Origin of the sequence: Kitasatospora sp. NPDC059827 (genome assembly GCF_042731675.1) — a bacterium.
Taxonomy (GTDB): Bacteria; Actinomycetota; Actinomycetes; order Streptomycetales; family Streptomycetaceae; genus Kitasatospora.
In genome coordinates, this window is sequence record NZ_JBHWIV010000044.1 from 24,514 (window position 1) to 49,704 (window position 25,191).

The following is a 25,191-nucleotide window of genomic DNA, read 5'->3' on the forward strand; positions in this document are numbered from 1 at the left end:
TGCTCCTCACGCGGCTGCGGGCACGGATCGCCCCCACCCTACGCCCGGCCGGCTCAGCGGATCAGCCCCCGCCCGCGCGCCTCCCGCACCGCCGCGGTGCGCGAGTCCACGCCCAACTTCGTGTAGATGTGCACCAGATGGGACTTCACGGTGGCCTGGCTCAGGTGCAGCCGCTGGCTGACCTGCTGGTTCGTCAGCCCGTCCGCGACCAGCCCGAGCACCTCGGTCTCCCGCGCGCTGAGCGCCGCGGCCGGCGTCCGCATCCGTTCCAGCAGCCGGTCCGCCACGCTGGGCGCCAGCGCGCTGCGGCCCGCCGCCGCGGCCCGGACCGCCTGGGCGAGTTCCTCCGGCGGCGCGTCCTTCAACAGGTAGCCGGTGGCGCCGGCCTCCAGGGCCGGCAGGGTGTCGGCGTCGCTGTCGTAGGTGGTGACCACCAGGACCTTCGGCGCGCCCGCCCGGGCGGTGATCGCGGCGGTGGCCTGGGCCCCGTTCATCGCCGAGCCGGGCCCGAACTGGAGGTCCATCAGCACCACGTCCACGCCCGGTCCGGCCGCCAGCTCGACGGCCCGCTCGGCGGTGGCGGCCTCGGCGACGATGGCGAAGTCCGGTTCGCTCTCCAGCACCGCCCGCAGCCCGGCCCGCACCACCGGGTGGTCGTCGGCGATCAGCAGCCGGATCACGGGCCGGCCTCCGGTGCCGGGGCGACGGGCAGTTGCACGGCCAGCGCCGTCCCCTCCCCGGGCGCCGACTCCACGGTGAAGCTGCCGCCGAGCGCCCGGGCCCGGGCCCGCATGGAGGGCAGGCCGAAGCCGCCTTCCCCGTCGGTGCGGCCGGCCACCGCCGCCGGGTCGAACCCGGCCCCGTCGTCGAACACGTCCAACGCCACCTCGCCCTCCATGTAGCTGAGTGTCACCTCGGCCCGCGAGGCCTTCGCGTGCCGCACGGTGTTGCCGAGCGCCGACTGCGCGATCCGCAGCAGCGCCACCTCCTGCGCGGCGGGCAGCCGCACCTGCTCACCGGAGACGTGCAGATGGACGGGCAGACCGCTGTGCGCCGTGGTGGTCGCGCACAGCCGCTTCAGCGCGACGGACAGCGGATCGCCGTCCAGCGCGGGCGGGGTGAGCGCGCGGACGAAGCGCCGGGCCTCGTCCAGGTTGTCCTGGGCGGCCTGCCGCGCCTGCTCGACGTACCCGGCGGCGGCCTCGGTGCGCTCGGGCAGTGCCCGCTGGGCCGCCCGCAGCAGCAGCTGGATGGAGCTGAGGCTCTGCGCGAGGGTGTCGTGGATCTCCCGGGCCAGCCGCTCGCGCTCGGCGAGCACGCCGGCCGCGTGGTGGGCGGCGGCGAGGTCGGCGCGGGCGGCGGTCAGTTCGTCGATCAGCCGGCGGCGTTCCTCGCTCTCCCGGTACAGCGCCTGGTAGCCGAGCACGGTGGCGGTGGCGACGGCCGCGCCGAGCAGCGGCCCGATGGCGGCGGCCGGGTTGAAGGCGTGCTGGTGGAAGGACCATCCGGCGATCGCCGCCGCGGCCGTCAGCGCGACCGCGGCCGGCCCGCTGCGCCGGCCGAGCAGGTGCAGTTCCAGGAAGTACAGCGGGAACGCCAGCCACACCCCGTCCTGGGTGGCGACCAGCACGCCCGCCCAGGTGACCCCGAGCAGGGCCAGCCAGAGCGCCGCGCCCCGGCGGGACCGGTGCACGGCGGCCAGCCTCGGCCCGACCGCGTACACGGCGGCCATCGCGGAGGCCGCGGCGCCCACGGCGGCCGGGTCCCCGCCCCGGGCGGCGAAGGCGGCCCGGGCGACGGCGAGCGCCAGCAGGCCCGCCACCAGCAGGTGCAGGCAGAGCCGGAGGACGAGGGCGACGGGAGTAGTTCTGGATCGTTCGGTCGCCATCCCTCCAGCCTAAGTTCCGGCCCGGTGCCCGGCATCAATCAAAAGGTTGAACTCCGCTTCTGCCCTTTGATGCCCAGGATGCAATCCCCGGCGCGATGCCCGCGGGCCCCCTGCTCGGCGACCGTGGGGGCATCGCTCGTTCCGTCCACCGCACCATCCACCCCACCGTTCCATCCACCGCACCATCCACCGCTCCGTCCACCGCTCCGCCCGCAGAAAGGCCCACCGTGTTCGTCGCCTGGAGGGATCTGGGGTTCGCCAAGGGGCGGTTCGCCCTGATGGGAACCGTCATCGTGCTGATCACCGTCCTGGTCGGCATGCTGTCCGGGCTGACCGCCGGACTCGGCCGGCAGAACATCTCCGCGATCAGCGGGCTGCCCGCCGACCACCTGGTCTTCGGCAAGCCCGCCGACGGGCAGGAACTCAACTTCACCGACTCCCAGGTCACCCCCGACCAATGGCAGGCCTGGGCGCGCGAGCCCGGCGTCACCTCCGCCCAGCCGCTCGGCATCACCACCACCAAGGCCGCCGCCGGACAGCGCACCGCCGCGCTCTCCGCCTTCGGCGTCCCCGACGGCTCCGACCTGGCCCCGCAGGGCGGCCTGATCGCCCCGGGCAGGGCGGTGCTCTCCCGGAGCGCCGCCGAGAAGCTGGGCGACCTCACCCCCGGCGCCGGCTTCACCCTCGCCGGGCACCCGCTGCAGGTGGCCGCCGTCGACGGCGACGCCGCCTACAGCCACACCCCGGTGATCTGGACCAGCCTCGCCGACTGGCAGCAGTTCGCCCCCGGCGGCACCGGCCACGCCACCGTCATCGCCCTCCACACCGCCGCGGGCGCCGACCTCGCCGCCGCCGACGCCCACCACGGCACCGTGACCCGCACCCGGGACGACGCCCTCGCCGCGATCGGCTCGTACACCTCCGAGAACGGCTCCCTCCAGCTGATGCGCGGCTTCCTGTTCGCCATCTCCGCCCTGGTCATCGGCGCCTTCTTCACCGTCTGGACGATCCAGCGCAGCGGCGACATCGCCGTGCTCAAGGCGCTCGGCGCCTCCACCCGCTACCTGCTGCGCGACGCCCTCGGCCAGGCGGTACTGCTGCTGGTGCTCGGTACGGCCGTCGGCACCGCGATCGCCCTCGGCGCCGGCTCGCTGATCGGCTCCGCCGTGCCCTTCGTCCTGGACGCCCCGACCCTGCTGCTGCCCGCCGTCGTCATGATCGCCCTCGGCGCGATCGGCGCGGCCCTGTCCATCCGGCGGATCACCTCCGTCGACCCGCTGACCGCCCTGGGGAGCGCCCGTTGAACGAGCGAAGCGAAGTGACCATCGAAAGGTGCGCGTGGGCGAATGCCCCCGCCGAGCGAAGCGAGGCGGGCGCATGAGCTTGGAACTCGACCGCATCACCCTGACCTACCCGGACGGCGACGGCCGGCTCACCGCCCTGGACGACGTCTCACTGACCGTCCCCAAGGGCACCCTCACGGCCGTCGTCGGCCCGTCCGGCTCCGGCAAGTCCAGCCTGCTGGCCGTCGCCGCCACCCTGATCGCCCCGGACTCCGGCCGGGTCGTCGTGGACGGCACCGACACGGCGGGCCTCGGCCGCGCCGAACTCACCGCCCTGCGCCGCACCCGGATCGGCATCGTCTTCCAACAGCCCAACCTGCTGCCCTCGTTGACGGCCGCCGAACAGCTCCAGGTGATGGCCCACCTCGACGGCCGCTCCCCCCGCAGCGCGCTCCCCCGCGCCCTGGAACTCCTGGACGCCGTGGGCCTGCGCGACCAGGCCGCCCGCCGCCCGCACCAGCTCTCCGGCGGACAGCGCCAGCGGGTCAACATCGCCCGCGCCCTGATGAACGACCCCACGGTGCTGCTGGTCGACGAGCCCACCAGCGCCCTCGACCACGAACGCGGCGCCGCAGTCCTGGAGTTGATCACCGAACTCACCCACCGCCGGGCGACCGCCACCGTCCTGGTCACCCACGACCGCACCCACCTGACCGCCGTCGACCAGATCGCCGAGGTCCACGACGGGAGGCTGACGGTACCGGCGGTCGCCTGATCTACTTCTTGGCGGCGAGCACGTCGTCCACCGCGAGCGTCACCGATGCCCCGATCGACTCCGGCAGGGTGAATGACTGCCCTGGGTGGTGGACGGCGTGCACCCGGTACTCGCCGTCCTGCGGATCGGTCAGCACCATGACCCGCTGGTTGGTCCGATCCACGATCACGTAGACCGGCACCCCAGCCATGGCGTATACGGTCGGCTTCCGCTTCAGATCGTCGCTGAGATTGGATGAGGTGACCTCCAGCACGAGCCGGAAGACTGCCGGGTCATAGCAGTTGTGCTCGATCAGTCGATCATCGCTGTGCGCATCAAGGATCGCCAGATCGGGGACTGCAAAGTCGGAGGTACCCCCCGGCAGCCAAATGCCCACACCCTGGAAGACCTCGGCGTCATCATCATCGAGCCCTGCGGCGAACAACAGGCGCATGAGCTTGGTCAGCGATCGGCTGTGCTTGATGTTCGGCGGCGGCGTCACGGTGATTTCGCTCCCGATGATCTCGACCCGGTAGCCGGGGAACTTCTCAGAGATCAGTTCAGCGGCCTCGAGCAGCGTCGGCTGCTCCATGGGCTCTTCCACTGCTGCGGCGGACATGGAATTCCTCCTGGCTGCCGATGTCGGGAACATCATCGTAGAGCTCGGGCGCCTTCCAGCACCCATTCCCCAATTCTCACCCGAACGGGTGGTTTAGCCCCCTACCGAGCCCGGAGCCGCAGGCCCGGGCGCTCCGCCTCGGCCTCCTCCTCCTGGCCCGCCCAGAGCGAGCGGACGTGGCTGAGGTGGCGGGTCATGCAGGCCTCGGCCGCCTCCGCGTCGCCGCTCAGCATCAGGTCGAGCAGCTCGACGTGCTCCTCCGCCGAGGAGACCAGCTGCCCCAGCTCGTCCAGCCGGGTCAGCCCGTACAGCCGGGAGCGCTTGCGCAGGTCGCCGACGACCTCCACCAGCCGGGCGTTGCCGGCCAGCCCGAGCAGGTCGAGGTGGAACTGCCGGTCCGCCTCCAGGTAGCCGATCAGGTCGTGCTTGCGCGCCGCCGCGACGATCGCCTCGGCCTCGGGGCGCAGCCGCTCCAGCTGCTCCTTGGTGGCGGTGCGGGTGATCAGGCCGACGGTGGGGACCTCGATCAGGGCGCGGATGCCGGTGTAGTCGTCGAGGTCGCGCTCGGTGAGTTCGGTGACCCGGAAGCCCTTGTTGCGGACGGCCTCGACCAGGCCCTCCCGGGCGAGGTCGAGCATGGCCTCGCGGACGGGGGTCGCGGAGACGCCGAAGTCGGCGGCGAGGGCGGGGGCGGAGTAGACGACGCCGGGGCGCAGTTCGCCGGAGATCAGGGCCGCCCGGAGCGCGTGGGCGACCTGGTCGCGGAGCCGCTCCTGCACGGAGATCAGGGTGCGGGACTTGAGCTCGGCCATGGTGTTCCTCCGGTGGGTGCAGAACACCAGCGTACAATGTCACGTTACGTTGAGCGTGCAACAAGCCGGGAATCCGAACAGCCTGTCACGGTCGCCGCCGCCGACGTTCATGGTGGCAGCGACCACCGGTCGGCACAACGGTCGACGCCACACCGGCGACCGCCGGAACACCCTGGACGAGCGGACGGACGGAGACACCGGGACATGGGCATCGAGATCGCCCTGCACGACGGCCGGCCCAGCGCCGGCCGTACCGCCCCCGCCCTGCTGCACCTGTCCACCGGCCACGGCCCGGCCCTCGCCGCCGCCCTCGCCGCGCACACCCGGCCCGCCGACCACCGGCTCGCCCGGATCGACCCGTACGGCGACACCCACTTCAACGAGCAGGACGCGGCCGCCGCCTTCGAGGAGGCCACCGCCCTGCTCGCCCGCTGCACCACCGAACCGCAGCGGGCGGCCGTCCGCGACCTGCGCAACCTGCTCGCCAACTGCGCCGCGATCCCGGGGAGTTGGCTCAGCCTCTACGGGGACTGAGGCGACGACGGCGCCCCGGCCTGGTACACCTCCGCCGCCACCGCCAGGTCCTCCCAGGCCATCCCGACGCTCTTGAAGAACCGCGGCCGCCCCTGCGGCAGCAGCGCGTCCCCGCGCAGCAGCTCGGCCAGGTTCCACACCTGCCGCCGCCCGAGCGCGCCCGCCAGCAGCAGGTCCCCGGCCTCCCGGGCCGCGACGGCCCGCGCCTCCACGTACAGTTCGGCCCGCCCGACCAGCACCTCGTCCACCTCCCGGGCGTCCGGCTCGTGCGAGCCGACCGCCGCGACGGCCGCGTGATCGGGCACCAGCGCACCGTCGAACAGCGGGGTGCGCGCGGTCGTGCAGCAGACCACCACGTCCGCCCGACCGACCGCCTCCGGCCCGCCCGTCGAGGCGGTCAGCCCGAGCGCCCGCCCGTACTCGGCCAGCGCGGCCGCCCGTCCGGCGTGCCGCGCCACCACGGTGAGCCGCCGCAGCGGCCGCACGGTGAGCAGCGCGTCCAGGTGCCCGTAGGCCTGCGGCCCGGAGCCGAACAACACCACGTGTTCGGCCTCCGGGACCGCGAGCCGCGCCAGCGCCGCCGCCGTCACGGCGGGCGTGCGCAGGGCGGTGAGGGCCGCGCCGTCCAGCAGCGCCAGTGGCTGGAGCGTCGGCCCGTCCAGCAGCAGGTAGCTGCCGGTGATCCGGGGCAGTCCGCGCGCGGGGTTGGCCGGCGCCACCCCGGCGATCTTCACCCCGGCGTACGGCCCGGCGGCGGCGGGCATCAGCAGCAGCTCGCCGGCGGGCACCAGTACGGCCGACCGGGCGGGCGCCGCCTCCGGGTCGAGCCCGTCCAGCAGCACCCGCTCGATCGCCCGCACCGCCTCGGCGGGCCCGATCCCGCCGGTGCCCGGCACGGTGTACTGGAGCGGCTCAGCCCCCGCGCCGGGCAGCTCATCAGGGGTCACGGCATCAGGGGTCACGGCATCGGGCGTCACGGCATCGGGGGTCACAGCGTGAACCCCGGCGCGTCCCCGGGCTCCAGCACGAACAGGTGCTCCCCGGTGCGGTACGCCGTCCCGCCGACCTCGGTGACGACGCCCTCCCCCAGCGGGTCGCCGCCGCCCACCACCCGCCCGGTGAACACGGTGCCGATGACGGACTCGTGCCGCAGCTCCTCGCCCGGCGCGATCCGCCCTTCGGCGGCGAGCACCGCGAGGCGCGCGGAGGTACCGGAGCCGCACGGCGAGCGGTCGATCTGCCCGTCCGCGAACACCACGACGTTCCGCTGGCTCAACACCCCCTCCTCCGAGGGAAGTTCGTCGTACAGCACGACCCCGTACACCCCGGAGAGCCGCGGGTCGGTCGGGTGCGCGACGGCCTCCGACCCGGCCAGCAGCGCCCTGATCTCCCGCCCCGCGGCGACGAGTTCGGGCAGCAGCCCGGGCTCGACGGCGAGCCCGAGGGCCGCGGCCGGCACCGAGGCGTAGCACGCCCCGGAGTGCGCCACCGCGACCTCGACCGTCCCCCGCGAGGTCTCGACCGGCAGCTTCAAGGCGCTGACCCGGCTCGGCACGTTGCGGAAGGTGACCCCGGTGGTACGCCCGCCGCTGCGCCGCACCAGGGCGGTGACCCGCCCGGAAGAAACGTCGATCCGCACCCGGGCCACGCCGTCCGCGGGGGCCGGGACCAGCCCGGAGTCCACGGCCCAGGCGCCGAGCGCGATGGTGCCGTGCCCGCAGGCGGTCGAGTAGCCGTCCTTGTGCCAGAACAGCACGCCCAGGTGGGCCTCGTCGTCGTCCGGCGGCACCAGGAACCCGCCGTACATCCCGGCGTGCCCGCGCGGCTCGTGGACCAGCAGCCGCCGGACCTCCTCCAGTGCGCTCGGCCGGGGCGCGGTCGCACTGCCGCCCGCGCCGATCGCGATGGCCCGCCGCTCGGCGACGCTGTCGCCGGGGATCGGGGGCACGCCGTCCAGCACGATCCGGAACGGCTCGCCGGCCGTGTGGTAGTCGACCGTACGGACGCACAGCACCGGCCCCGGCCCCGTGCCGGACCCCACCCCCGTCCCCGAGCCCGCTGCCCCGCCCGGCATCACAGCCCCCCGCCCGGCAGCACGCTGACCGTCCGGCCGACGGTGTAGAACTCCAGTGCCGCCCGGCCCTGTTCGCGCTCCCCGTGGGCCGCGCCCTTGGTCCCCCCGAACGGCAGGTGGAAGTCGACGCCGCTGGACGGGGCGTTGACCCGGATCATGCCCGCGTCCAGCCGGTCGGCGACGGCCAGCGCCGCGTCCAGGCTCCGGGTGTGCACCGAGGTGGCCAGGCTGTGCGGGGTGTCGTTGGCGAGCGCGACAGCCGCGTCCAGGTCGGCCGCCGCGTGCAGCACCGCGACCGGTCCGAAGAACTCCTCGCGCGCCAGCGGGTGTTGCGGGGGGACGTCGGCGAGCAGGGTCGGCTCGACGTACCAGCCGGCCCGGTCGGGCGCGCTCCCGCCGACCAGCACGCTCGCCCCGTCCGCGACGGCCGACTCGACCGCCGCCACCAGCCGCTCCCGCGCGTCGGCGCCGATCACCGGCCCGCAGACCGCGTCGTCCACCGCCGCCAGCGCCTTGACCAGGGCCTCGCGCAGCGGCTCGTACGCCGTCCCGACCGCGATCACCCGGCTGGTGGCCGTGCACTTCTGTCCGGCGTACCCGGCGATCGCGGCCGCGATGTGCCCGGCGGCCAGCTCCACGTCCGCGTCCGGCAGCACCAACGCCGCGTTCAGGCCGCCGAGTTCGGCCTGCACCGGCACCCCACGCCCGGTGGCGGCCAGGACCACGGCCCGGCCGACCCCGGTGGAGCCGGTGAAGGAGACCACGTCCGCCGCCGCGACCAGCGCCGCCCCCTCCTCCGCGCCGCCGGGCAGCACCGCGAGCACGTCCGGGGGCAGCACGGCCGAGGCCAGCTCGGCCAGCCGCAGCGCGCACGCCGTCGCCTCCGGCGCGGGCTTGAGCACCGCCGTGTTGCCGACCGCCAGCGCCGGCGCGGCCTTCCAACTCGGGATCGCCAGCGGGAAGTTCCACGGCGCGATCAGCCCGGCCACCCCGTGCGGGCGGCGCCGGGTGAACAGCAGGCCCGGCCCGGCGGCGGTCTCGTGCACCGCACCGGACGGCTCGTACGGCGCCTGGGCGTAGTAGCGCCAGATCGCCGCCGTCCGGGCGACCTCCCCCCGCGCCTCGGCGAGCGGCTTGCCGACCTCGCGCACGATCAGCGCGGCGAGTTCCTCGGCGTGTGCCTCGACCGCCTCGGCGATCCGGCCCAGCGCGGCCGAGCGGGCGCCGGCGCCGGCCGCCAGCCAGCCGTCCTGGGCCGCCCGGGCCCGCCCGACGGCGGCCCGCACGGCCTCGGCGCCGGGTGCCTCGACGGCGACCACCAGGTCGGTCGGGTCGGCGGGGTTGTACGAGGTGATGGTCACAACTAGCAGCCCTTCAAAGCGCGTTCGGGAGGGAGCGTCAGAGCAGGAAGCCCGCCGGGAACGGGTCGTCCGGGTCCAGGAAGTACTGGGCGGTGCCGGTGATCCAGGCCCGCCCGGTCACGGTGGGCACCACGGCCGGCCGGCCGGCCACCTCGGTCTCCTCGACCAGCCGCCCGGTGAAGGTGGTCCCGATGAAGGAGTCGTTGCGGAAGTCCCGCCCCAGCGGGAGTTCGCCGCGCGCGTGCAGCTGGGCCATCCGGGCCGAGGTGCCGGTGCCGCAGGGCGAGCGGTCGAACCAGCCGGGGTGGATGGCCATCGCGTGCCGGGAGTGCTCGGCGGTGGAGCCGGGGGCGAGCAGCTGGACGTGGTGGCAGCTGTGGATGGAGGGGTCCTCCGGGTGCACCGGCCGGTCGGGGCTCGCGTTGATCGCGTCCATCAGGGCCAGGCCGGCGTCCAGGATGTCCTGCTTGCGCTCGCGCTCGAACGGCAGCCCGAACTCGGCGAGCGGCAGGATGGCGTAGAAGTTGCCCCCGTACGCGAGGTCGTAGCCGATGGTGCCGTGGCCGGGCACCTCGATCTTGCGGTCCAGCGCGACGGAGTACGAGGCGACGTTGCGGATGGTGACGGCCTTGGCCGCGCCGCCCTCCACCCGCACCTCGGCGACCACCAGTCCGGCGGGGGTGTCCAGCCGTACCGTGGTGACCGGCTCGACCACCGGCACCATCCCGGTCTCGACCAGCACGGTGGCGACGCCGATGGTGCCGTGCCCGCACATCGGCAGCAGCCCGGAGACCTCGATGTAGAGCACCCCGAAGTCGGCGTCCGGCCGGGTCGGCGGCTGGAGGATCGCGCCGCTCATCGCGGCGTGCCCGCGCGGCTCGTACATCAGCAGGGTGCGGAAGTGGTCCAGGTGCTGCTGGAAGTGCACCCGGCGTTCGGCCATGGTGGCGCCGGGGATGACGCCGAAGCCCCCGGTGATCACCCGGGTCGGCATGCCCTCGGTGTGCGAGTCGACGGCGTGGAACACGTGACGGCTGCGCATTCCGCACAACTCCTCTGACGAAGCGGTTGGTGGAGGCCGGCTGCCCGCACAGCCGGCCGTACGACGGGTGGTGCCGGTGGTGCCGGTGGCGCCGGTGGCACCGGCGCGTGTCGGGCAGGCCCTACGCGAGACCCTCCGCGAGGGCCTTCTCGGTGGCCGCGCGCACGGCCGCCTCGATCTCCGGCTCCAGCGGCTGCCGCGGCGCCCGGACCGGCCCGCCGGGGCGTCCGGCGATGTCCATGGACAGCTTGATGGCCTGGACGAACTCGGTCTTGGAGTCCCAACGCAGCAGCGAGTGCAGCGACTTGTAGAGCGGCAGCGCGGTCTCCAGGTCGTGCCCGACGGCCGCGCGGTACAGCGCCGCGGACGCCTCGGGCAGCGCGTTCGGGTACCCGGCGATCCAGCCGACGGCCCCGGCCAGCGCCAGCTCCAGCAGCACGTCATCGGCGCCGATCAGCAGGTCCAGCCCGGGCGCCAGCTCGGCGATCTCATAGGCCCTGCGGACGTCCCCGCTGAACTCCTTGACCGCCACGATCGAGCCCTCGCCGTGCAGTTGGGCGAGCAGCGCGGGCACCAGGTCGACCTTGGTGTCGATCGGGTTGTTGTACGCGACGACGGGCAGCCCGGCCCGGGCGACCTCCGCGTAGTGCGCCCGCACCGAGGCGTGGTCGGCCCGGTAGGCGTTGGGCGGCAGCAGCAGGACGGAGCCGGCGCCGGCCTCCGCGGCCTGCTCGGCCCAGCGGCGGGACTCGGCGCTGCCGTAGGCGGCGACCCCGGGCATGACCCGGGCGCCGTCGCCGGCCGCCTCGACCGCGACCTCGACGATCCGGGTGCGTTCCTCGGCGGTGAGCGTCTGGTACTCGCCCAGCGAGCCGTTCGGGACGACGCCGTCGCAGCCGGACTCGATCAGCCAGCGGACGTGCTCGGCGTAGGCGTCGTAGTCGACGGAGAGGTCCGGGCGCAGCGGGATCGTGGTGGCGACCATGATGCCGCGCCAGGGGCGGGTGGTGTCGTGCGGGGTGATGGACACGTTGGGCTCCTTGGTGAGGTGTGACATTTTATAAACAGTGACAGGCCGGAGACAAGGGTCCCCGCCCGAGACGTTCCGACGGATCGGGCCCGACCCACTCCGCCGAACCGGGCCTACTCCCCCGGGCCGGCCGCCAGCTGCGAGAGCGGCACCGGGCAGGCCATCGGCCGCCGGTCCGCCCCCGGCTCCGCCGCGCCGGACAGCCAGGCCACGGCCGGACCGCACATCCGCCCCTGGCACCAGCCCATCCCCGCCCGGGTGAGCAGCTTGACGGTCCGGGGATCGCCCGCGCCCAGCTCCTCCACCGCTTCCGCGATCCGCGCGACCGGCACCTCCTCGCACCGGCACACGTCGGTGTCCGGCCGCAGCCACCCGGTCCAGCCGGGCCCGGGCCGGTGGGCCGCCGCCATCAGCGCGGCGAACTCCCGCAGCCGGGCCCGGCGGCCCAGCAGCGCCCGCCCGGGCAGCACCCCGGCGACCGCGTGCGCGGCCAGCTCCCCCTCGGCGAGCGCGAGGTCCGCACCGCCGACGCCGTTGGTCTCCCCCGCGGACCACAGGCCCGGGACGGTGGTGCGCAGCCGGGCGTCGACCCGCAGCGCGACCGCGCCGTCCGGCCCGGTGCGGGTGTCCGCGCCGAGTTCGGTGGCCAGGTCGATCTGCGGCAGCAGCCCGTGGCCGACGGCGAGCGCGTCGCAGGCGATCCGCCGCTCGGTGCCGGGCAGCGGCCGCCAGTCGGCGTCCAGCCGGGCCACGGTGACGCCGGTGACCCGGTCCGTCCCGTGCGCCTCGACCACCGCGCTGCGCGGCCGCAGCCGTACACCGTGCCGCAGCAGCGCGCCGCCGTGCCCGGCGCCCTCGACGAGCTTGGCGGGGACGGCCGCCAGCACGTCGGGGCGCCGGGCGTACCCGAGGTAGCCGCTCGCCTCGACCACCGCCGGGACCTCGGCCCCGGCGGCGACCAGCGAGGAGGCCGCGGCGAGCAGCAGCGGTCCGCTGCCGGCCACCACGATCCGCCGGCCGGGCAGCACCAGCCCGGCCTTGAGCATGGCCTGGGCGCCGCCCGCGGTGACCACCCCGGGCAGCGTCCAGCCGGGGAAGGGCAGTTGGCGCTCGTACGCGCCGGTGGCGAGCAGCACCGCCGCGGCCCGGAGGGTGGCCCGGTCGGCGGCCTGCGGGCCGCGGGTGACGTGCAGGGCGAAGCCGTCGGCGGTCCGCTCCAGCGCCCACACCTGGTGCCCGCCGCGGAAGTCGGCCCGCGGGTGGGCTTCGAGCCGCGCGGCCAGCCCGGCGTACACCGGCCAGCGGTGGTGCAGGCGGTCCGGGCGGCTCGCGCCCAGTCCGGGCGCCGGGTGCCGGTAGTACTGCCCGCCGGGCCGGTCCGCGCCGTCCAGCAGGACGCAGCGCAGCCCGAGGTCGGCGGCGGTGACGGCGGCGGCCAGCCCGGCCGGCCCGGCCCCCACCACGGCGAGGTCGTAGGCCGGCTCGCAGCGCCCGGTCGACCCCACGCCCTCGGACGGCCCCAGGCCCTCGGACGACTCGGAGCCCTCCGACGACTCGGAGCCCTCGGACGACTCGGCACGCTCAGACGGCGAGATCGGCACGGCCGTGGCCCTCCTGACTGGTGACGACGGTCCCGGGCTCGGCCGGCAGCAGGCACAGCCGCTGGTTGGCCCGGCCGTCCACCGTGGCCAGGCAGTCGAAGCAGGCGCCGATCCCGCAGAACGCCCCGCGCGGCCGCCCGCCGGTCCGGGTGGTGCGCCAGGCGAGCACGCCGTCGGCCCAGAGCGCGGCGGCGATCGACTGCCCGGGCAGGGCGCGGACGGCCCGCCCGTCGAACTCGATCAGGTGCCCGGGCCCGGGGTCGGCCCCGACCAGCCCGGCAGGGGTTCGGCGACGCGTCACCGGCTTCTCCATTCCGTCGTCCAGCTCATCCGATCCGATCCGTCCACGGCCCGGCCCACACCCACGCCCGTCACCCCGCCCACGCCCGTCACCCCGCCGGGAACCGGTCGGCCCGGAACGGCGCGAGGTCCAGCTCCGGCCGCTTGCCGGTCAGTTGCTCGGCGATCAGCAGCCCGGTGGCGGGCGCCAGCCCGATCCCGGCCCCCTCGTGCCCGCAGGCGTGGTAGAGCCCCGGCACCCGGGGGTCCTCGCCGATCGCGGGCAGGTGGTCCGGCAGGTAGGGGCGGAAGCCCCGGTAGACGCGCATCACGGTGACGTCCGCGAGCACCGGGAACAGCTCCGCGGCCTGGACGGCGAGCCGGCGCAGCACCTCCTGGGAGAGGGTCCGGTCGAAGCCGACCCGCTCCCGGCTGGCGCCGATCAGCACCGGTCCGCCCGGGGTCCCCTCGACCACGGCGGAGGTCTGCAACCCGGCCGAGCCGCTGGCCACGTCCGCCACGTAGTCGGCGGCGTAGACCTTGTGCCGGACGATCCTGGGCAACGGCTCGGTGACCAGGACGAACCCGCGCCGGGGCAGCACCGGCAGGTGCGCCCCCGCCAGCGCGGCCAGTTCGCCGCCCCAGGTGCCGGCGGCGTTGACCACCGCGGGGGCGGCCAGTCGGCGCCGGGCGGTCCGTACGCCGCGCACCGCGCCGTCCGGGCCGCGCTCCACGGCCGTCACGTCCTCCCCGGTGATCAGTTCGGCGCCCGCCCGGCGGGCCTCGCGCAGCAGGTGGGCGGCGGCGAGCGCGGGCTGCACCTGGGCGTCCTGGGGGTAGTGGTAGCCGCCCGCGAGCCCGGGGGCGAGGTGCGGCTCCAGCTCGCGCAGCCGCTCGGCCGGGACCTCCTCGGCGCTCACCCCGGCGGCGGTCTGCCCGGCGGCGAAGGCACGCAGCGCCTGCTGTCCGGCCTCGGTCGAGGAGACCACGACGCCGCCCTTGGGCTCGTACTCCACGGCCGGGCCGAGCTGTTCGGCGAGTTCGCGCCAGAGCCGGGTGCTGAGCAGGGCGAGGTCGAGTTCGGGCCCGGGTTCCTTGTCGGAGACCAGCAGGTTGCCCTCGCCCGCCCCGGTGGTGCCACCGGCGACCGGCCCGCGGTCGACGACGGCGACGGCGAGTCCGGCCCGGGCGGCGTAGTAGGCACAGGCGGCGCCGACGACTCCGGCGCCGACCACGACGACGTCCAGTGGAGGTGTCCAGGTCTTCAGCACGCCAGTAATATGTCACATGCCATCTGCTCTGCCAAGAGTCCCTCGACCTTCCCGGGAGAGCCTCCGGAACGGCAGACGGCCCCGGCCCCCGCACGAAGCGGGAACCGGGGCCACGGCCCGATCACTCACCGGCTCAGGTGATGTCGTCCATCTGCTCACGCCGTGCGCCCGGCACCGGAGCGGCGCCCGCCGCCGGCGTCGCCGAGGCCTCGACCGTCTCCGTACCCGCCACCGGCTGCACCGCGAGGTCCACCTCGGAGGCCTCCTCGTCGTCCAGCTCGGCGTCCGGGTCGTTCCGGCGCTTGCGCCGGTCGTTCATGATCGAGATGCCCACCGCGATGAAGTACAGCGCCCAGATCGGCGCGGCCAGCGCCAGCATGCTCAGCGGGTCGGCGCTAGGCGTCGCGAAGGCCGCGAACACCGTGATGCCCATGACCATGCCGCGCCACCAGCCGAGCAGCCGCTTGCCGGTGACCATCCCGACCTGGTTCATCATCACCAGCAGCAGCGGGAACTCGAAGGCGAGGCCGAAGACCAGCACCATCCGGGTCGCGATGTCGAGGTAGTCCTCGGGCGGCAGGATCGGCGTGGTGTTGTTCGGGGTGAACGAGATCAGCACGTCGACCGTGGTCGGCAGCACCAGGATCGCCACGGCCACACCGGCCAGGAACAGCGGCGCCCCGCAGAGCATGAAGACGACCGCGTACTTCTTCTCGTGCCTGTGCAGGCCGGGCGCCACGAAGGCCCAGACCTGGTACAGCCAGATCGGCACGGTCCCGACCACGCCGGCCGTCAGCGAGACCTTCAACATCCAGGTGAAACCGGCGGTCAGACCGATGTTGGAGACCTGGGCGCACTTGCCGTGGTACTGCCCGGCGGTCTCCACGGTGCAGCGCGGCAGCGGCTGCAGCAGGAAGTCCTCGATCTGCTTGTGGTAGATCGCCGCGATGACGGTGATCACCAGGATCGCCAGGACCGACTTGACCACGCGGTTGCGCAGTTCCCGCAGGTGATCGGCGAGGGCCATCCGCCCCTCAGGATCCTTGGGCGCCTTCTGCGGCGCCTTGGAGAGCTTGCTCAACCCCGGTCCTCAACTCGTGCGTCGAGGCCCGCCGGTCGACGGGCCTCCGTGGTCGCTCGCGGCACCCGTGCCGCGTACCTCGGGTACGTCACGCGCGCCGCGCTCAGTGCGGGCGCTCGCCGCCGGGCACACCCGGGGCGCCGGGCGCGGGCTCGACGATCCGGGCCTCCGGCTGCGCCGAGACCTGCGGCGAGCCCTGCTGCGGCGAGCCCTGCGCCGAGACCTGCTGCGGCGCGGACGGCCGGACGGCCGACGCACTGCCCTCCGGCTCGTCCTCCGAGCGCATCGCCCTGGCCTCGCTCTTGAGGATCCGCAGCGACTGCCCCAGCGAGCGCGCCAGGTCGGGCAGCCGCTTGGCCCCGAACAGCACGACGGCAACCACCACGACCACCACGATCGCGGTCATCGAGAAGCGCATGCGCCGACCACCTTCAGCATCAGCGGCCCGACAGGCCGCCCGCCGCGGATGGTAACCGCTGCGGATGACGCCCCGACGACGGCCGCCCGAACAGGACAGCGGCCCCGACCGGCAGGACTGGAGCCACTGAGAGCGTAACCCGCCCTCACCTCCGGACAGCAGCCCCCGTACCGCCGATGACCCGGCCGTGCTATCGGGCGGGAACGGCCTCGGCCAGCTCCCCCGCCGCCTCGGCCAGCGCCCGGGACGCCGCGTCCACGCCCTTGGCCAGCGCCCGGACGTCCAGCCAGAGCCGGATCGCGAGGACCCCGAGGACCAGCAGGCCCGCGGTGGCGAGCAGGACGGCGGCGACCAGCATCCAGGACATGCGCCCCACCCTATACGGGGGTCACCCCTCCGCCGGGACGAGCCGCATGGTGCGCACCCCGGCCGCGGTGAGCGCCTCGACGATCTTCTCGCCGGCCGGTTTGCGGACCGCCGCCCCGCAGAGCGGGCAGCCGAAGCTGTAGTGCGCCTGCGCGGGAGTCCGGCCGAGGGTCAGCCGGAACTCCTCGGCCGGGAGCTCGACCTTCTCCCGGCACTGCGAGCAGTACACCTTGAATCTCGTCCCGGGCTCCACCGCTCAGTCCCGCCCCTCCCCGTAGGCGGCCAGCGCCTCCCGCGCGGCCGAGCGCGCCTGCTCGGCCGGCTCGGGCGGCGAGACGATCCGGCCGTCCCGGCCCAGCCGCAGCGCCAGCGGGCGCAGCTGGGAGGGGTCGGCGCTGCGCAGGGTGATCCGCAGCCCGCCGTCGGGCAGTTCCTCGGCCCGGTCGTGGGTGTAGTACTCGGCGACCCAGCGGCCGCCGGAGGAGACCTCGACCACCACCTCCGGGTCGTCGGCGGCCGGGTTGACCAGCCCGCCGCTGAGGTCGCGCGGCTCGCGCCGGGGCGGGTCGGCCGGGACGTCCAGGACGCGGATCTCGGCGACCCGGTCCAGCCGGAACATCCGGTGGTCCTCCGAGGTGCGGCACCAGGCTTCCAGGTAGGTGTGGCCCTCGGTGAGCAGCCGGATCGGGTCGACCTCGCGCTCGGTCATCCCGCCGCGCCCGTGCGAGTAGTAGCGCAGCCAGAGCCGGCGGCCCTCGCTGAGCGCGCGGTCGATGTCGGCGAAGACGTGGCTCTCGGCCTCGAAGGTCACGCCGACCCGGGCACTGCCCTCGGCGCTCTCCCCCGCGGCGTTCTCGATCTTGGCGACGGCCCGGGTGAGGGCCTCCCGGTCCCCGGCCCGCAGACCGGGCAGCCCGGCCACCGCCCGGGCGGCCACCAGCAGCGCGGTCGCCTCGTCGGCGGCCAGCCGCAGCGGCTGGGCCACGTCGTCGACGTTGTGCCACCAGATCCGCTCGCCGTCGGTGTCGATGTCGAGCAGGTCACCGCCGCGGAAGCTGGTGCCGCACATCGGCAGCACGTTGAGGTCGGCGATCAGCTCGCGCTCGCTGATCCCGAACGCGCGCGCCACCTCGGCGACCTCGGCCCCGGGCCGCTCGCGCAGGTAGGTGACCAGCGACAGCATCCGTCGCGTCTGGTCGATCGCATTGCTCATGCCCGAACGTCCTCCGTGTCCAGCCCCGCGACCGCCCGCAGCCGGTCGATGACATCCGCCCGCAGCTCCTCCGGGCCGAGCACCAGCACGTCGGGCCCGAACTCCGCGAGGTCGGCGCCCAGCCCGTTGCCGTACGGGATCTCCAGCTCGTCCCAGACCTCGTCGACCCTGGTGCTGCCGAGCGCCTTGGTGCGCAGCGGGAAGCCCGCGCCCCGGCGGACCCGGACGGTCGCGGTGGCGGTGGCCCCCTCACCGGCGAACTTGGCCACGGTGGCCCGGACGTCCACGTGCTCGGGCACGGTGCCCAGGAACGCCCCGCTCCTGGCCTTCACCTTGCCGGTGATCCGGCTGAGCCGGAACACCCGGGCGTCGCCGCGGTCCCGGTCGTACCCGGCCAGGTACCAGTGCCCGCGCCAGCACTCCAGCGCCCACGGCTCGACGCTGCGCTGCTCGACGGCCGCGGCACCGGCCTTGCGGTACTCGAAGGCGACCGGTCGGCGGTCCCGGGCGGCGGTGAGCAGCGGCTCGAACGCGGCCTCCCGGGCGGGGATGCGCGGCTCCAGGGCGGTCCGGCCCTCGGCCTCGGTGAACGGCACCCCGGCCGCGCGCAGCTTCTGCAGCGCGCCGCTGGCCGCGCCGGACATCTTGGCCTGCTGCCAGACCCGGGCGGCCAGGGTCAGCGCGGCCGCCTCCTCGGCGTCCAGCGCGATCTCCGGCAGCCGGTTGCGGTCGGCGCGGGCGAGGTAGCCCAGCTCACCGTCCAGCGTGCTCTCGTCGACGTCGATCACCAGGCCGAGCTCGCGCAGGTCGTCCTTGTCCCGCTCGAACATCCGGTTGAAGGCGTCCTCGCTGCTGTTCTGCCAGGCTTCGCGGTAGGCCTCGATGGATTCCCGCAGCTCCTTCTTGGAGAGCGGACGTCTGGTGTTCATCAGGCACAGGGCGAGATTCATCAGCCGCTCTGCCTTGGCGATCGCCATCGCTGACCCTTCCGGTGTGCCGCGCCGCGCGCGGGGTGCGCCAACCGGGCGATCCCACCCGGCGGGACCGACCGTACCGGTAGCGGTACGCACTGCAAAAGCCGCGTCCCGCGGCCGGTCCCCGGGAGCCGCCGTCCGGGCCCGGGAACGGCCTCGGGCCGGGCCCCCGAAGGGGTCCGGCCCGAGGTCAGCGCGGGCTCAGAGCGCCAGCAGGTCGACCACGAAGATCAGGGTCGAGTGCGGCGGGATGAGCGGCGACGGCGACTGGGCGCCGTACGCCAGGTGCGACGGGATGGTCAGCTCGCGACGGCCGCCGACCTTCATGCCCTTGACACCCTGGTCCCAGCCCTTGATGACCCGGCCGCCGCCCAGCGGGAAGCGGAACTCGTTGGGGCTCCGGTTCCAGCTCGCGTCGAACTCCTCGCCGGTCTCGAAGGTCACGCCGACGTAGCGGACGCTGACGTTCTGACCCGGCTTGGCCTCCTCGCCGTCACCGACGACGATGTCGCGGATCTGCAGCTCGGTCGGGGCGTCGCCGATCGGGAAGTCGATCTCGGGCTTCTCGTTCAGGTTCACAGCCATGGTCCCTCTTCTCACGTTCCCAAATTCCCTACACGACCAAGCGGCGGACACCCGTGCCGCGGTCCGTCCGGACCACGGTACGGGCGCCCGCCGCCCGCCGGGACGCGGCCACGCGGCCGCACCCGAAGGTCACACGCGCACCATTGTCCCCGAAAAGTCGATCAGCCCTGACCGGCGTCCAGGATGTCCACCACGAAGACCAGGGTCGCACCGGGCGGGATGTCGCCCTGGCCCTTGTCGCCGTAGCCCAGCGAGGCCGGGATCACCAGCTCGACCCGGCTGCCGACGGTCTGGCCCGTCAGCCCCTGGTCCCAGCCCTGGATGACCTGGCCGCCGCCGACCGCGAAGGAGAACGCCTGGCCCTTGCTGAGCGAGGAGTCGAAGACCTTGCCGTCCTTGGCCAGCGCGCCGGTGTACTGGACGACGACCTTCTCGCCCTTCTCCACCGCCGGCCCGGTGCCCTTGATCAGGACGTGGGTCTTCAGCTCGGTCGGGTCCTTGGCCCCGGCCACCGGGGTGATGTCGGCCGGCTTCTTGCCGTTGTCCTTGACCTGCGGGAAGTCCGCCGGCGGCGGGGTGACGGTGCCGCTGACCACCGCGTCGGGCGCGTTGGCGTTGCGGACGTCGATCACGAAGATCAGGTTGTCCTTCGGGCCGATCGACATGTCCGGCTTGCCCTGGGAGCCGAAGCCGGCCGCCGGCGGGGCCACCACCAGCAGTCGGCTGCCGGCCTTCTTCCCCATCACGGCCTGGTCCAGCGCGGGGATCAGCGCGTCGGTGCCGGCCTGGAAGATCTGCGGCTTGCCCTTGTCGTCGTACGAGCTCGGGATGTCCTTGCCGGTGTTCCAGTCCTTGGCGGTGTAGTCCACCGAGGTCCAGGAGTTCTTGTCCACCTTGGGGCCGTTGCCCTCGGACAGCACCTTCACCACGAAGGAGCCGTCGGAGGCCTCGCCCGGCACCTGGATCTCGGCCTTCTTGCCGAAGTCACCGGTGACGGTCGGCAGCACCTTGGCGCTGTCCTTGATCGGCGGCACCGGCTCGGCGGTCGGCGTGGGCGGCGCGGACTTCGTCGCGTCCGGCTGGGCGGCCGAGGCGGTGTCCTTCGACGAGTCCTTGTTCACCATGTACAGCGTGATGCCGCTGCCGACCAGCAGCACGGCGAGCACCGTGCCGAGGATCACGCCCAGCTTGCCGACGCCGGGCGGGTTCTCGTCGTACCCGGCCTCCGAGCTGTCGGCCTTGCGCACGTTGCTGGCGAAGATCTGCGGGGCCTCGTCGTCGTCCGACTTGGGCCCGGCCGCGCGCGGCTTGTCGCCGGGCTGCGCCCAGCCCGCCTGCTGCGCGAGGATCGCCGGGGGCACGACGATCGACTCGCGGTCCGCCGTGGCCTGCCCTCCCGGGCGGGAGGCGGCCGGGTCACCCGCAGAGCCGTCGTTCGCCGCGGTGCCGGCCGCGCCCGGGCTCGGCGTCTTCTCAGTCATGACTCCCCATCCATCTCGCCACGAGGTCTTCCAGGTCTGCGCCCGGCGTGGTGAGCGCCGGCCTGCCGCCGTACCCGTCCGCCCCGGACCCCGGCGCCGGGCGGCGCCTGCCACAGTGCGAGGGCAGTATGACAGCTCAGGATGAGGACGGACGCTTTGTTGTACGAGCGTCCGCCCAAGCGTACGGAATCCTCCCGGCGACTTCCTAGAGCGCCCGCTAGACCGCTTCGAGAATGTCGATCACGAAGACCAGCGTGGAGTTCGGCGGCACCGACCCCTGGGCCTGGTCCTTGTAGCCCAGGGCCGGCGGCACCACCAGCAGCACCCGGCTGCCCACGTTCTGCCCCACCAGCCCCTTGTCCCAGCCCTCGATCACGCTGCCGGTGCCGATCTGCACGGCCTGCGCCCCGCCGTGGGTCCAGGAGGCGTCGAACTGCTGCCCGTTGCTCCACAGCACCCCGGTGTACTGCACGATCAGGGTCTGCCCCGTCTTGACCTGCTTGCCCTCGCCCTTGATCAGCACGGCCTGCTGGAGGTCGGTGGGGGCGGCCTGCCCGGCCGAGACGGTGATCCCCACCGGTGCCTTCCCGTTGTCCTTGACCTGTGGCAGCGTCGCGGCGGGCTGGGTCATGTTCCCGGTCAGCGTGGAGTCCTGCGGCAGCGCCTCCACGATGTCCAGCACGAAGACCACGGTGTCGCCCTTGTTGACGCCCAGCTGGGTGGAGCCCTGCTCGCCGAAGGCGGCGGCCGGCGGGGCCACCACCAGCAGCCGGGTGCCCACCTTCTTGTCGATCACGGTCTGGTCCAGCGCCGGCACCAGCTGCCCGCTGCCGGCCTGGTAGAGCTGGGGCTTGCCGTTGTCGTCGTACGAGCTGGGCAGGTCCTTGCCGGTGGTCCAGTCCTTCGCCGTGTAGTTGACCGTCACCCAGTCGCCCTTGCCGACCGTCGACCGCTCACCGTCCGTCACCGTGTTCACCACGAACTGGCCGCTGGGCTGCTGGCCCTCGGGGATGGTGATGGTGGCCTTGCTGCCGAAACCACCACCCGAAAGAGTGGGCATCGGGGAGGCCTCGCCCACCGGCGCCGGCACCGTCGGGGCCGCGCTCGGGGTGGACGGCGTCGCCGGTCCGGCCGCCTTGGGCGAGCTGCTGCAAGCGACCGCGAGCAGCAACGGCAGGGTGAGAAGCAAACCGGCGGTGCGGCGCACGGTGGTCCTAACTGTCGGTCGAAGTCGGCTCTCCCGACTCGACGGACAGCGTATGCCCGGCATGCGTCCGGCCCCGGTAGACACCACCGGGGCCGGTCAACGCCGAGGGCGCAGCGGTCGGTCACTCGCCGACGATCACATGCCGGCGATCAGCTTCTCCACCCGCTCGTCCACCGAACGGAACGGGTCCTTGCACAGCACGGTGCGCTGCGCCTGGTCGTTCAGCTTGAGGTGCACCCAGTCCACCGTGAAGTCCCGGCGCTGCTCCTGCGCCCGGCGGATGAAGTCCCCGCGCAGCCGGGCCCGGGTGGTCTGCGGCGGGACGGACTTGGCCTCGAAGGTCTTGAGGTCGGTGGTCACCCGCTTCGCCTGGCCCTTGCCCTGGAGCAGGTAGAACAGGCCGCGCCGGCGGTGGATGTCGTGGTACGCGAGGTCGATCTGGGCGACCCGCGGGTTGGACATGCTCATCTCGTGCTTCTCGCGGTAGCGCTCGATGAGCTTGTACTTCATGATCCAGTCGATCTCGGTGGCCACCGTGTCGAGGCGCTCGGTGCGCACCGCCTCCAGGGTGCGGCCCCACAGTTCGAGCACCTGGGCGATGGTGCCGGTGTTGATGCCCTTGCGGTCGGCGAACTCCAGGGCCTTGCTGTAGTACTCCTCCTGGATGTCCAGCGCGCTGGCCTCCCGGCCGTTGGCCAGGCGCACCTGGTGGGTGCCGGTGAGGTCGTGGCTGACCTCGCGGATCGCCCGGATCGGGTTCTCCAGGGTGAGGTCGCGCATCACCACGCCGGCCTCGATCAGCCGCAGCACCAGGTCGGTGGAGCCCACCTTGAGCAGGGTGGTGGTCTCCGACATGTTGGAGTCGCCGACGATCACGTGCAGCCGGCGGTAGCGCTCGGCGTCCGCGTGCGGCTCGTCCCTGGTGTTGATGATCGGGCGGGAGCGGGTGGTGGCGGAGCTGACGCCCTCCCAGATGTGCTCGGCCCGCTGGCTGACGCAGAACACCGCGCCGCGCGGGGTCTGCAGCACCTTGCCCGCACCGCAGATCAGCTGGCGGGTGACCAGGAAGGGGATGAGCACGTCGGCCAGCCGGGAGAACTCGCCGTGCCGGGCCACCAGGTAGTTCTCGTGGCAGCCGTAGGAGTTGCCGGCCGAGTCGGTGTTGTTCTTGAAGAGGTAGACGTCCCCCGCGATGCCCTCCTCGTGCAGCCGCCGTTCGGCGTCCACCAGGAGTCCTTCGAGGATCCGCTCGCCCGCCTTGTCGTGCGTGACCAGCTCGGTCACGTCGTCGCACTCGGGGGTGGCGTACTCGGGGTGGGAGCCGACGTCGAGGTAGAGCCGGGCGCCGTTGCGCAGGAACACGTTGCTGCTGCGGCCCCAGGAGACGACCCGGCGGAACAGGTACCGCGCGACCTCGTCCGGCGACAGCCGACGCTGCCCGCGGAACGTACAGGTCACGCCGTACTCGTTCTCCAGCCCGAAAATCCGGCGGTCCATGAGCACTCCATTCTCTGTCGGAGCTGTCCGAAACCGCCTCCACGACGACTGGGCCGCCGCAGGGGCACCGGAGTCCCGTACGCCGGCGGTCCGGCCGCCGTACGGGACTCCGCAGGCACTGCTACTCCGGCGCGCTCGCCGCCGGGTTCTCGTCGTCGTCCGACTCGGCGGACTGGTCCCCGTCGAGCAGCCGGCCGAGCTGGTTGCCCAGGATCCGCTTGAACTTGCGCTGCTGGAACCGCTGGCGGTCGAGGACCGCGACCTCCAGTTGTTCCGGGGTGAGGGCGCGCGGGCTGCCCCCGTTGGGGTCGCGGGCGAGCGAGTCGACCGCGACCTTCACCGCCTCGGTGAGGCTCAGTCCGGCGCGGTGGCGCTGGCCCAGGTAGTTGCCGATCGAGTCGGCGTTGCCGCCGACCACGACGTAGTTCTTCTCGTCGACGACCGAGCCGTCCGGCGTGAGCCGGTAGATCTGGTCGTTGTCGGCGGTGCGGCCGACCTCGGCGACGATCAGCTCGACCTCGTACGGCTTCTCGCCGACCGAGGAGAAGATGGTGCCCAGGGTCTGGGCGTACACGTTGGCCAGGCCGCGGGCGGTGACGTCGGCCCGGTCGTAGGAGTAGCCGCGCAGGTCGGCGTAGCGGACGCCGCCGATGCGCAGGTTCTCGAACTCGTTGTAGCGGCCGACCGCCGCGAAGGCGATCTTGTCGTAGATCTCGGAGACCTTGTGGAGCGCCCGGGAGGTGTTCTCGGCGACGAAGACGATGCCGTCGGCGTAGGTGAGCACGACCACGCTGCGGCCGCGAGCGATGCCCTTGCGGGCGTACTCCGCGCGGTCCGCCATGGCCTGCTGGGGCGAGACGTAGAACGGTGTCGACACCGGCGGTCGTCCCTTTCCTGTGAGGTGATGGCTAGATCAGCGGGGCCTGCGGGCCGTTGGGCCGGGTCAGGCGCTCGTCGGTGATGGCGACCGCGATCGCCGCGACCTCCGCGTTGTCGAGCCGGCGGAAGCCGTCCGCGGTGATCAGCGAGACGATCGGGAAGATCTTGCGGGCGAGGTCCGGGCCGCCGGTGGCGGAGTCGTCGTCGGCCGCGTCGTAGAGCGCCTGGACGACCAGGGTGGCGGCCTCCTCGGCCGTCAGGTCGTCGCGGTAGAGCTTCTTGAGCGAGCCGCGGGCGAAGACCGAGCCCGAGCCGGTGGCGGTGAAGCCGTGCTCCTCGGAGCGCCCGCCGGTGACGTCGTAGTTGAAGATCCGGCCGCGGCCGAGGTCGAGGTCGTAACCGGCGAAGATCGGCACCACCGCGAGGCCCTGCATCGCCATGCCGAGGTTGCCCCGGATCATGGTGGTGAGCCGGTTGGCCTTGCCCTCCAGGGAGAGCACCGCGCCCTCGATCTTCTCGTAGTGCTCCAGTTCCAGCTGGAACAGCCGGACCATCTCGACCGCGAGGCCGGCGGTGCCGGCGATGCCGACGGCGCTGTACTCGTCCGCCGGGAAGACCTTCTCGATGTCACGCTGGGCGATGACGTTGCCCATGGTCGCGCGGCGGTCGCCGGCGATCACCACGCCACCGTCGAAGACCGCGGCCACGATCGTGGTCCCGTGCGGGGCCTCGACCACGGAGCCCTCGGGGAGCCCGCGGTGGCCGGGCAGCAGCTCCGGCCGGTGCTCGGCGAGGAAGTCCAGGAACGAGGAGGACCCCGGGGTCAGGAAGGCAGCCGGTAGACGCCCGGTGCCACGAGTGTTGGCTTCCACACGATTCCTTCCAGGTAGCTTGAAGCGCGCATTGCCCGCACCCTACCCGCCGACGATCATCGTCCAACGC

27 protein-coding genes are annotated in these 25,191 nt (G+C 73.6%); 3 read left to right on the forward strand and 24 right to left on the reverse strand.

Annotated elements, in window-relative coordinates; translation table 11 throughout:
• Positions 1 to 53: 53 nt before the first annotated feature.
• Together ACFV8H_RS25340 and ACFV8H_RS25345 are read right to left on the reverse strand one after the other, a co-directional pair.
• Positions 54 to 680, reverse strand: a complete 627-nt coding sequence (locus tag ACFV8H_RS25340) for a response regulator (RefSeq protein ID WP_375890835.1) — start codon at positions 678 to 680, stop codon at positions 54 to 56.
• On the reverse strand, positions 677 to 1,888 hold the full coding sequence (locus ACFV8H_RS25345) for a sensor histidine kinase (RefSeq protein ID WP_380403951.1): 1,212 nt from the start codon (positions 1,886 to 1,888) through the stop codon (positions 677 to 679). The genes ACFV8H_RS25340 and ACFV8H_RS25345 overlap by 4 nt, the downstream gene beginning before the upstream one ends.
• Positions 1,889 to 2,115: 227 nt before the next feature.
• Between ACFV8H_RS25345 and ACFV8H_RS25350 the strand changes: the two genes are divergently transcribed.
• Both ACFV8H_RS25350 and ACFV8H_RS25355 read left to right on the forward strand, forming a co-directional pair.
• A complete protein-coding gene (locus ACFV8H_RS25350; RefSeq protein WP_380403954.1) occupies positions 2,116 to 3,192 on the forward strand; it encodes an ABC transporter permease in 1,077 nt (358 codons plus the stop codon).
• 73 nt (positions 3,193 to 3,265) lie between these two features.
• Positions 3,266 to 3,946 (forward strand): ABC transporter ATP-binding protein, encoded by a 681-nt coding sequence (locus ACFV8H_RS25355; RefSeq protein WP_380403957.1) that lies wholly within the window; start codon positions 3,266 to 3,268, stop codon positions 3,944 to 3,946.
• A gap of 1 nt (position 3,947) precedes the next feature.
• On the opposite strand, the gene ACFV8H_RS25360 is transcribed toward ACFV8H_RS25355, so the two are convergent.
• Entirely contained in the window at positions 3,948 to 4,544 is a 597-nt protein-coding gene (locus tag ACFV8H_RS25360; RefSeq protein ID WP_380403960.1) for a Uma2 family endonuclease, read from the reverse strand.
• Between the two features lie 101 nt (positions 4,545 to 4,645).
• Positions 4,646 to 5,356: a GntR family transcriptional regulator gene (locus ACFV8H_RS25365; RefSeq protein ID WP_380403963.1), complete on the reverse strand. Its 711-nt coding sequence runs from the start codon at positions 5,354 to 5,356 to the stop codon at positions 4,646 to 4,648.
• 204 nt (positions 5,357 to 5,560) lie between these two features.
• Between ACFV8H_RS25365 and ACFV8H_RS25370 the strand changes: the two genes are divergently transcribed.
• Positions 5,561 to 5,890, forward strand: a complete 330-nt coding sequence (locus tag ACFV8H_RS25370; RefSeq protein WP_380403966.1) for a hypothetical protein — start codon at positions 5,561 to 5,563, stop codon at positions 5,888 to 5,890.
• Here the strand turns inward: ACFV8H_RS25370 and ACFV8H_RS25375 are convergent.
• From ACFV8H_RS25375 to prcB, 20 genes are all read right to left on the reverse strand, one after another.
• Positions 5,878 to 6,837, reverse strand: a complete 960-nt coding sequence (locus tag ACFV8H_RS25375; protein ID WP_380403969.1) for an ornithine cyclodeaminase family protein — start codon at positions 6,835 to 6,837, stop codon at positions 5,878 to 5,880. The two genes, ACFV8H_RS25370 and ACFV8H_RS25375, sit on opposite strands and share 13 nt — an antisense overlap.
• A gap of 41 nt (positions 6,838 to 6,878) precedes the next feature.
• Positions 6,879 to 7,931, reverse strand: a complete 1,053-nt coding sequence (locus tag ACFV8H_RS25380) for a proline racemase family protein (RefSeq protein ID WP_380403972.1) — start codon at positions 7,929 to 7,931, stop codon at positions 6,879 to 6,881.
• A 32-nt stretch (positions 7,932 to 7,963) separates the two neighbouring features.
• Positions 7,964 to 9,325, reverse strand: coding sequence for an aldehyde dehydrogenase family protein (locus ACFV8H_RS25385; RefSeq protein WP_380403975.1), 1,362 nt, complete (start codon positions 9,323 to 9,325; stop codon positions 7,964 to 7,966).
• A gap of 37 nt (positions 9,326 to 9,362) precedes the next feature.
• Positions 9,363 to 10,367: a proline racemase family protein gene (locus ACFV8H_RS25390; protein WP_375890815.1), complete on the reverse strand. Its 1,005-nt coding sequence runs from the start codon at positions 10,365 to 10,367 to the stop codon at positions 9,363 to 9,365.
• Between the two features lie 121 nt (positions 10,368 to 10,488).
• Positions 10,489 to 11,424, reverse strand: coding sequence for a dihydrodipicolinate synthase family protein (locus ACFV8H_RS25395; protein ID WP_380403977.1), 936 nt, complete (start codon positions 11,422 to 11,424; stop codon positions 10,489 to 10,491).
• Positions 11,425 to 11,510: 86 nt separating this feature from the next.
• Complete coding sequence (locus tag ACFV8H_RS25400) at positions 11,511 to 12,902, reverse strand: FAD-dependent oxidoreductase (RefSeq protein ID WP_380404046.1); 1,392 nt, start codon at positions 12,900 to 12,902, stop codon at positions 11,511 to 11,513.
• A 76-nt stretch (positions 12,903 to 12,978) separates the two neighbouring features.
• Positions 12,979 to 13,299 (reverse strand): (2Fe-2S)-binding protein, encoded by a 321-nt coding sequence (locus ACFV8H_RS25405; protein WP_380403980.1) that lies wholly within the window; start codon positions 13,297 to 13,299, stop codon positions 12,979 to 12,981.
• A gap of 88 nt (positions 13,300 to 13,387) precedes the next feature.
• Complete coding sequence (locus ACFV8H_RS25410; protein ID WP_380403981.1) at positions 13,388 to 14,548, reverse strand: NAD(P)/FAD-dependent oxidoreductase; 1,161 nt, start codon at positions 14,546 to 14,548, stop codon at positions 13,388 to 13,390.
• Positions 14,549 to 14,681: 133 nt separating this feature from the next.
• Complete coding sequence (gene tatC / locus ACFV8H_RS25415) at positions 14,682 to 15,575, reverse strand: twin-arginine translocase subunit TatC (protein WP_380404049.1); 894 nt, start codon at positions 15,573 to 15,575, stop codon at positions 14,682 to 14,684.
• A 157-nt stretch (positions 15,576 to 15,732) separates the two neighbouring features.
• The gene (tatA, locus tag ACFV8H_RS25420) at positions 15,733 to 16,047 is read right to left on the reverse strand and encodes a Sec-independent protein translocase subunit TatA (protein WP_380403984.1); all 315 of its coding nucleotides are present in this window, start codon (positions 16,045 to 16,047) and stop codon (positions 15,733 to 15,735) included.
• Positions 16,048 to 16,237: 190 nt separating this feature from the next.
• Entirely contained in the window at positions 16,238 to 16,414 is a 177-nt protein-coding gene (locus ACFV8H_RS25425; protein WP_360230298.1) for a hypothetical protein, read from the reverse strand.
• A gap of 21 nt (positions 16,415 to 16,435) precedes the next feature.
• Complete coding sequence (locus tag ACFV8H_RS25430; protein ID WP_333493513.1) at positions 16,436 to 16,642, reverse strand: hypothetical protein; 207 nt, start codon at positions 16,640 to 16,642, stop codon at positions 16,436 to 16,438.
• 27 nt (positions 16,643 to 16,669) lie between these two features.
• Positions 16,670 to 17,626: a helix-turn-helix transcriptional regulator gene (locus ACFV8H_RS25435; RefSeq protein WP_375890807.1), complete on the reverse strand. Its 957-nt coding sequence runs from the start codon at positions 17,624 to 17,626 to the stop codon at positions 16,670 to 16,672.
• Positions 17,623 to 18,603 (reverse strand): helix-turn-helix transcriptional regulator, encoded by a 981-nt coding sequence (locus tag ACFV8H_RS25440; protein ID WP_380403987.1) that lies wholly within the window; start codon positions 18,601 to 18,603, stop codon positions 17,623 to 17,625. Before ACFV8H_RS25440 ends, ACFV8H_RS25435 begins: the two co-directional genes overlap by 4 nt.
• A 198-nt stretch (positions 18,604 to 18,801) precedes the next feature.
• Positions 18,802 to 19,185 (reverse strand): FKBP-type peptidyl-prolyl cis-trans isomerase, encoded by a 384-nt coding sequence (locus ACFV8H_RS25445; RefSeq protein ID WP_380403990.1) that lies wholly within the window; start codon positions 19,183 to 19,185, stop codon positions 18,802 to 18,804.
• A 161-nt stretch (positions 19,186 to 19,346) separates the two neighbouring features.
• Positions 19,347 to 20,666 (reverse strand): FKBP-type peptidyl-prolyl cis-trans isomerase, encoded by a 1,320-nt coding sequence (locus ACFV8H_RS25450; protein WP_375890802.1) that lies wholly within the window; start codon positions 20,664 to 20,666, stop codon positions 19,347 to 19,349.
• A gap of 217 nt (positions 20,667 to 20,883) precedes the next feature.
• A complete protein-coding gene (locus tag ACFV8H_RS25455; RefSeq protein WP_380403993.1) occupies positions 20,884 to 21,873 on the reverse strand; it encodes an FKBP-type peptidyl-prolyl cis-trans isomerase in 990 nt (329 codons plus the stop codon).
• Between the two features lie 135 nt (positions 21,874 to 22,008).
• Complete coding sequence (pafA, locus tag ACFV8H_RS25460; RefSeq protein ID WP_375890798.1) at positions 22,009 to 23,370, reverse strand: Pup--protein ligase; 1,362 nt, start codon at positions 23,368 to 23,370, stop codon at positions 22,009 to 22,011.
• A 121-nt stretch (positions 23,371 to 23,491) separates the two neighbouring features.
• Complete coding sequence (gene prcA, locus ACFV8H_RS25465; RefSeq protein ID WP_375890796.1) at positions 23,492 to 24,247, reverse strand: proteasome subunit alpha; 756 nt, start codon at positions 24,245 to 24,247, stop codon at positions 23,492 to 23,494.
• Between the two features lie 31 nt (positions 24,248 to 24,278).
• Positions 24,279 to 25,121: a proteasome subunit beta gene (gene prcB, locus ACFV8H_RS25470; RefSeq protein WP_380403997.1), complete on the reverse strand. Its 843-nt coding sequence runs from the start codon at positions 25,119 to 25,121 to the stop codon at positions 24,279 to 24,281.
• Positions 25,122 to 25,191 lie beyond the last annotated feature (70 nt).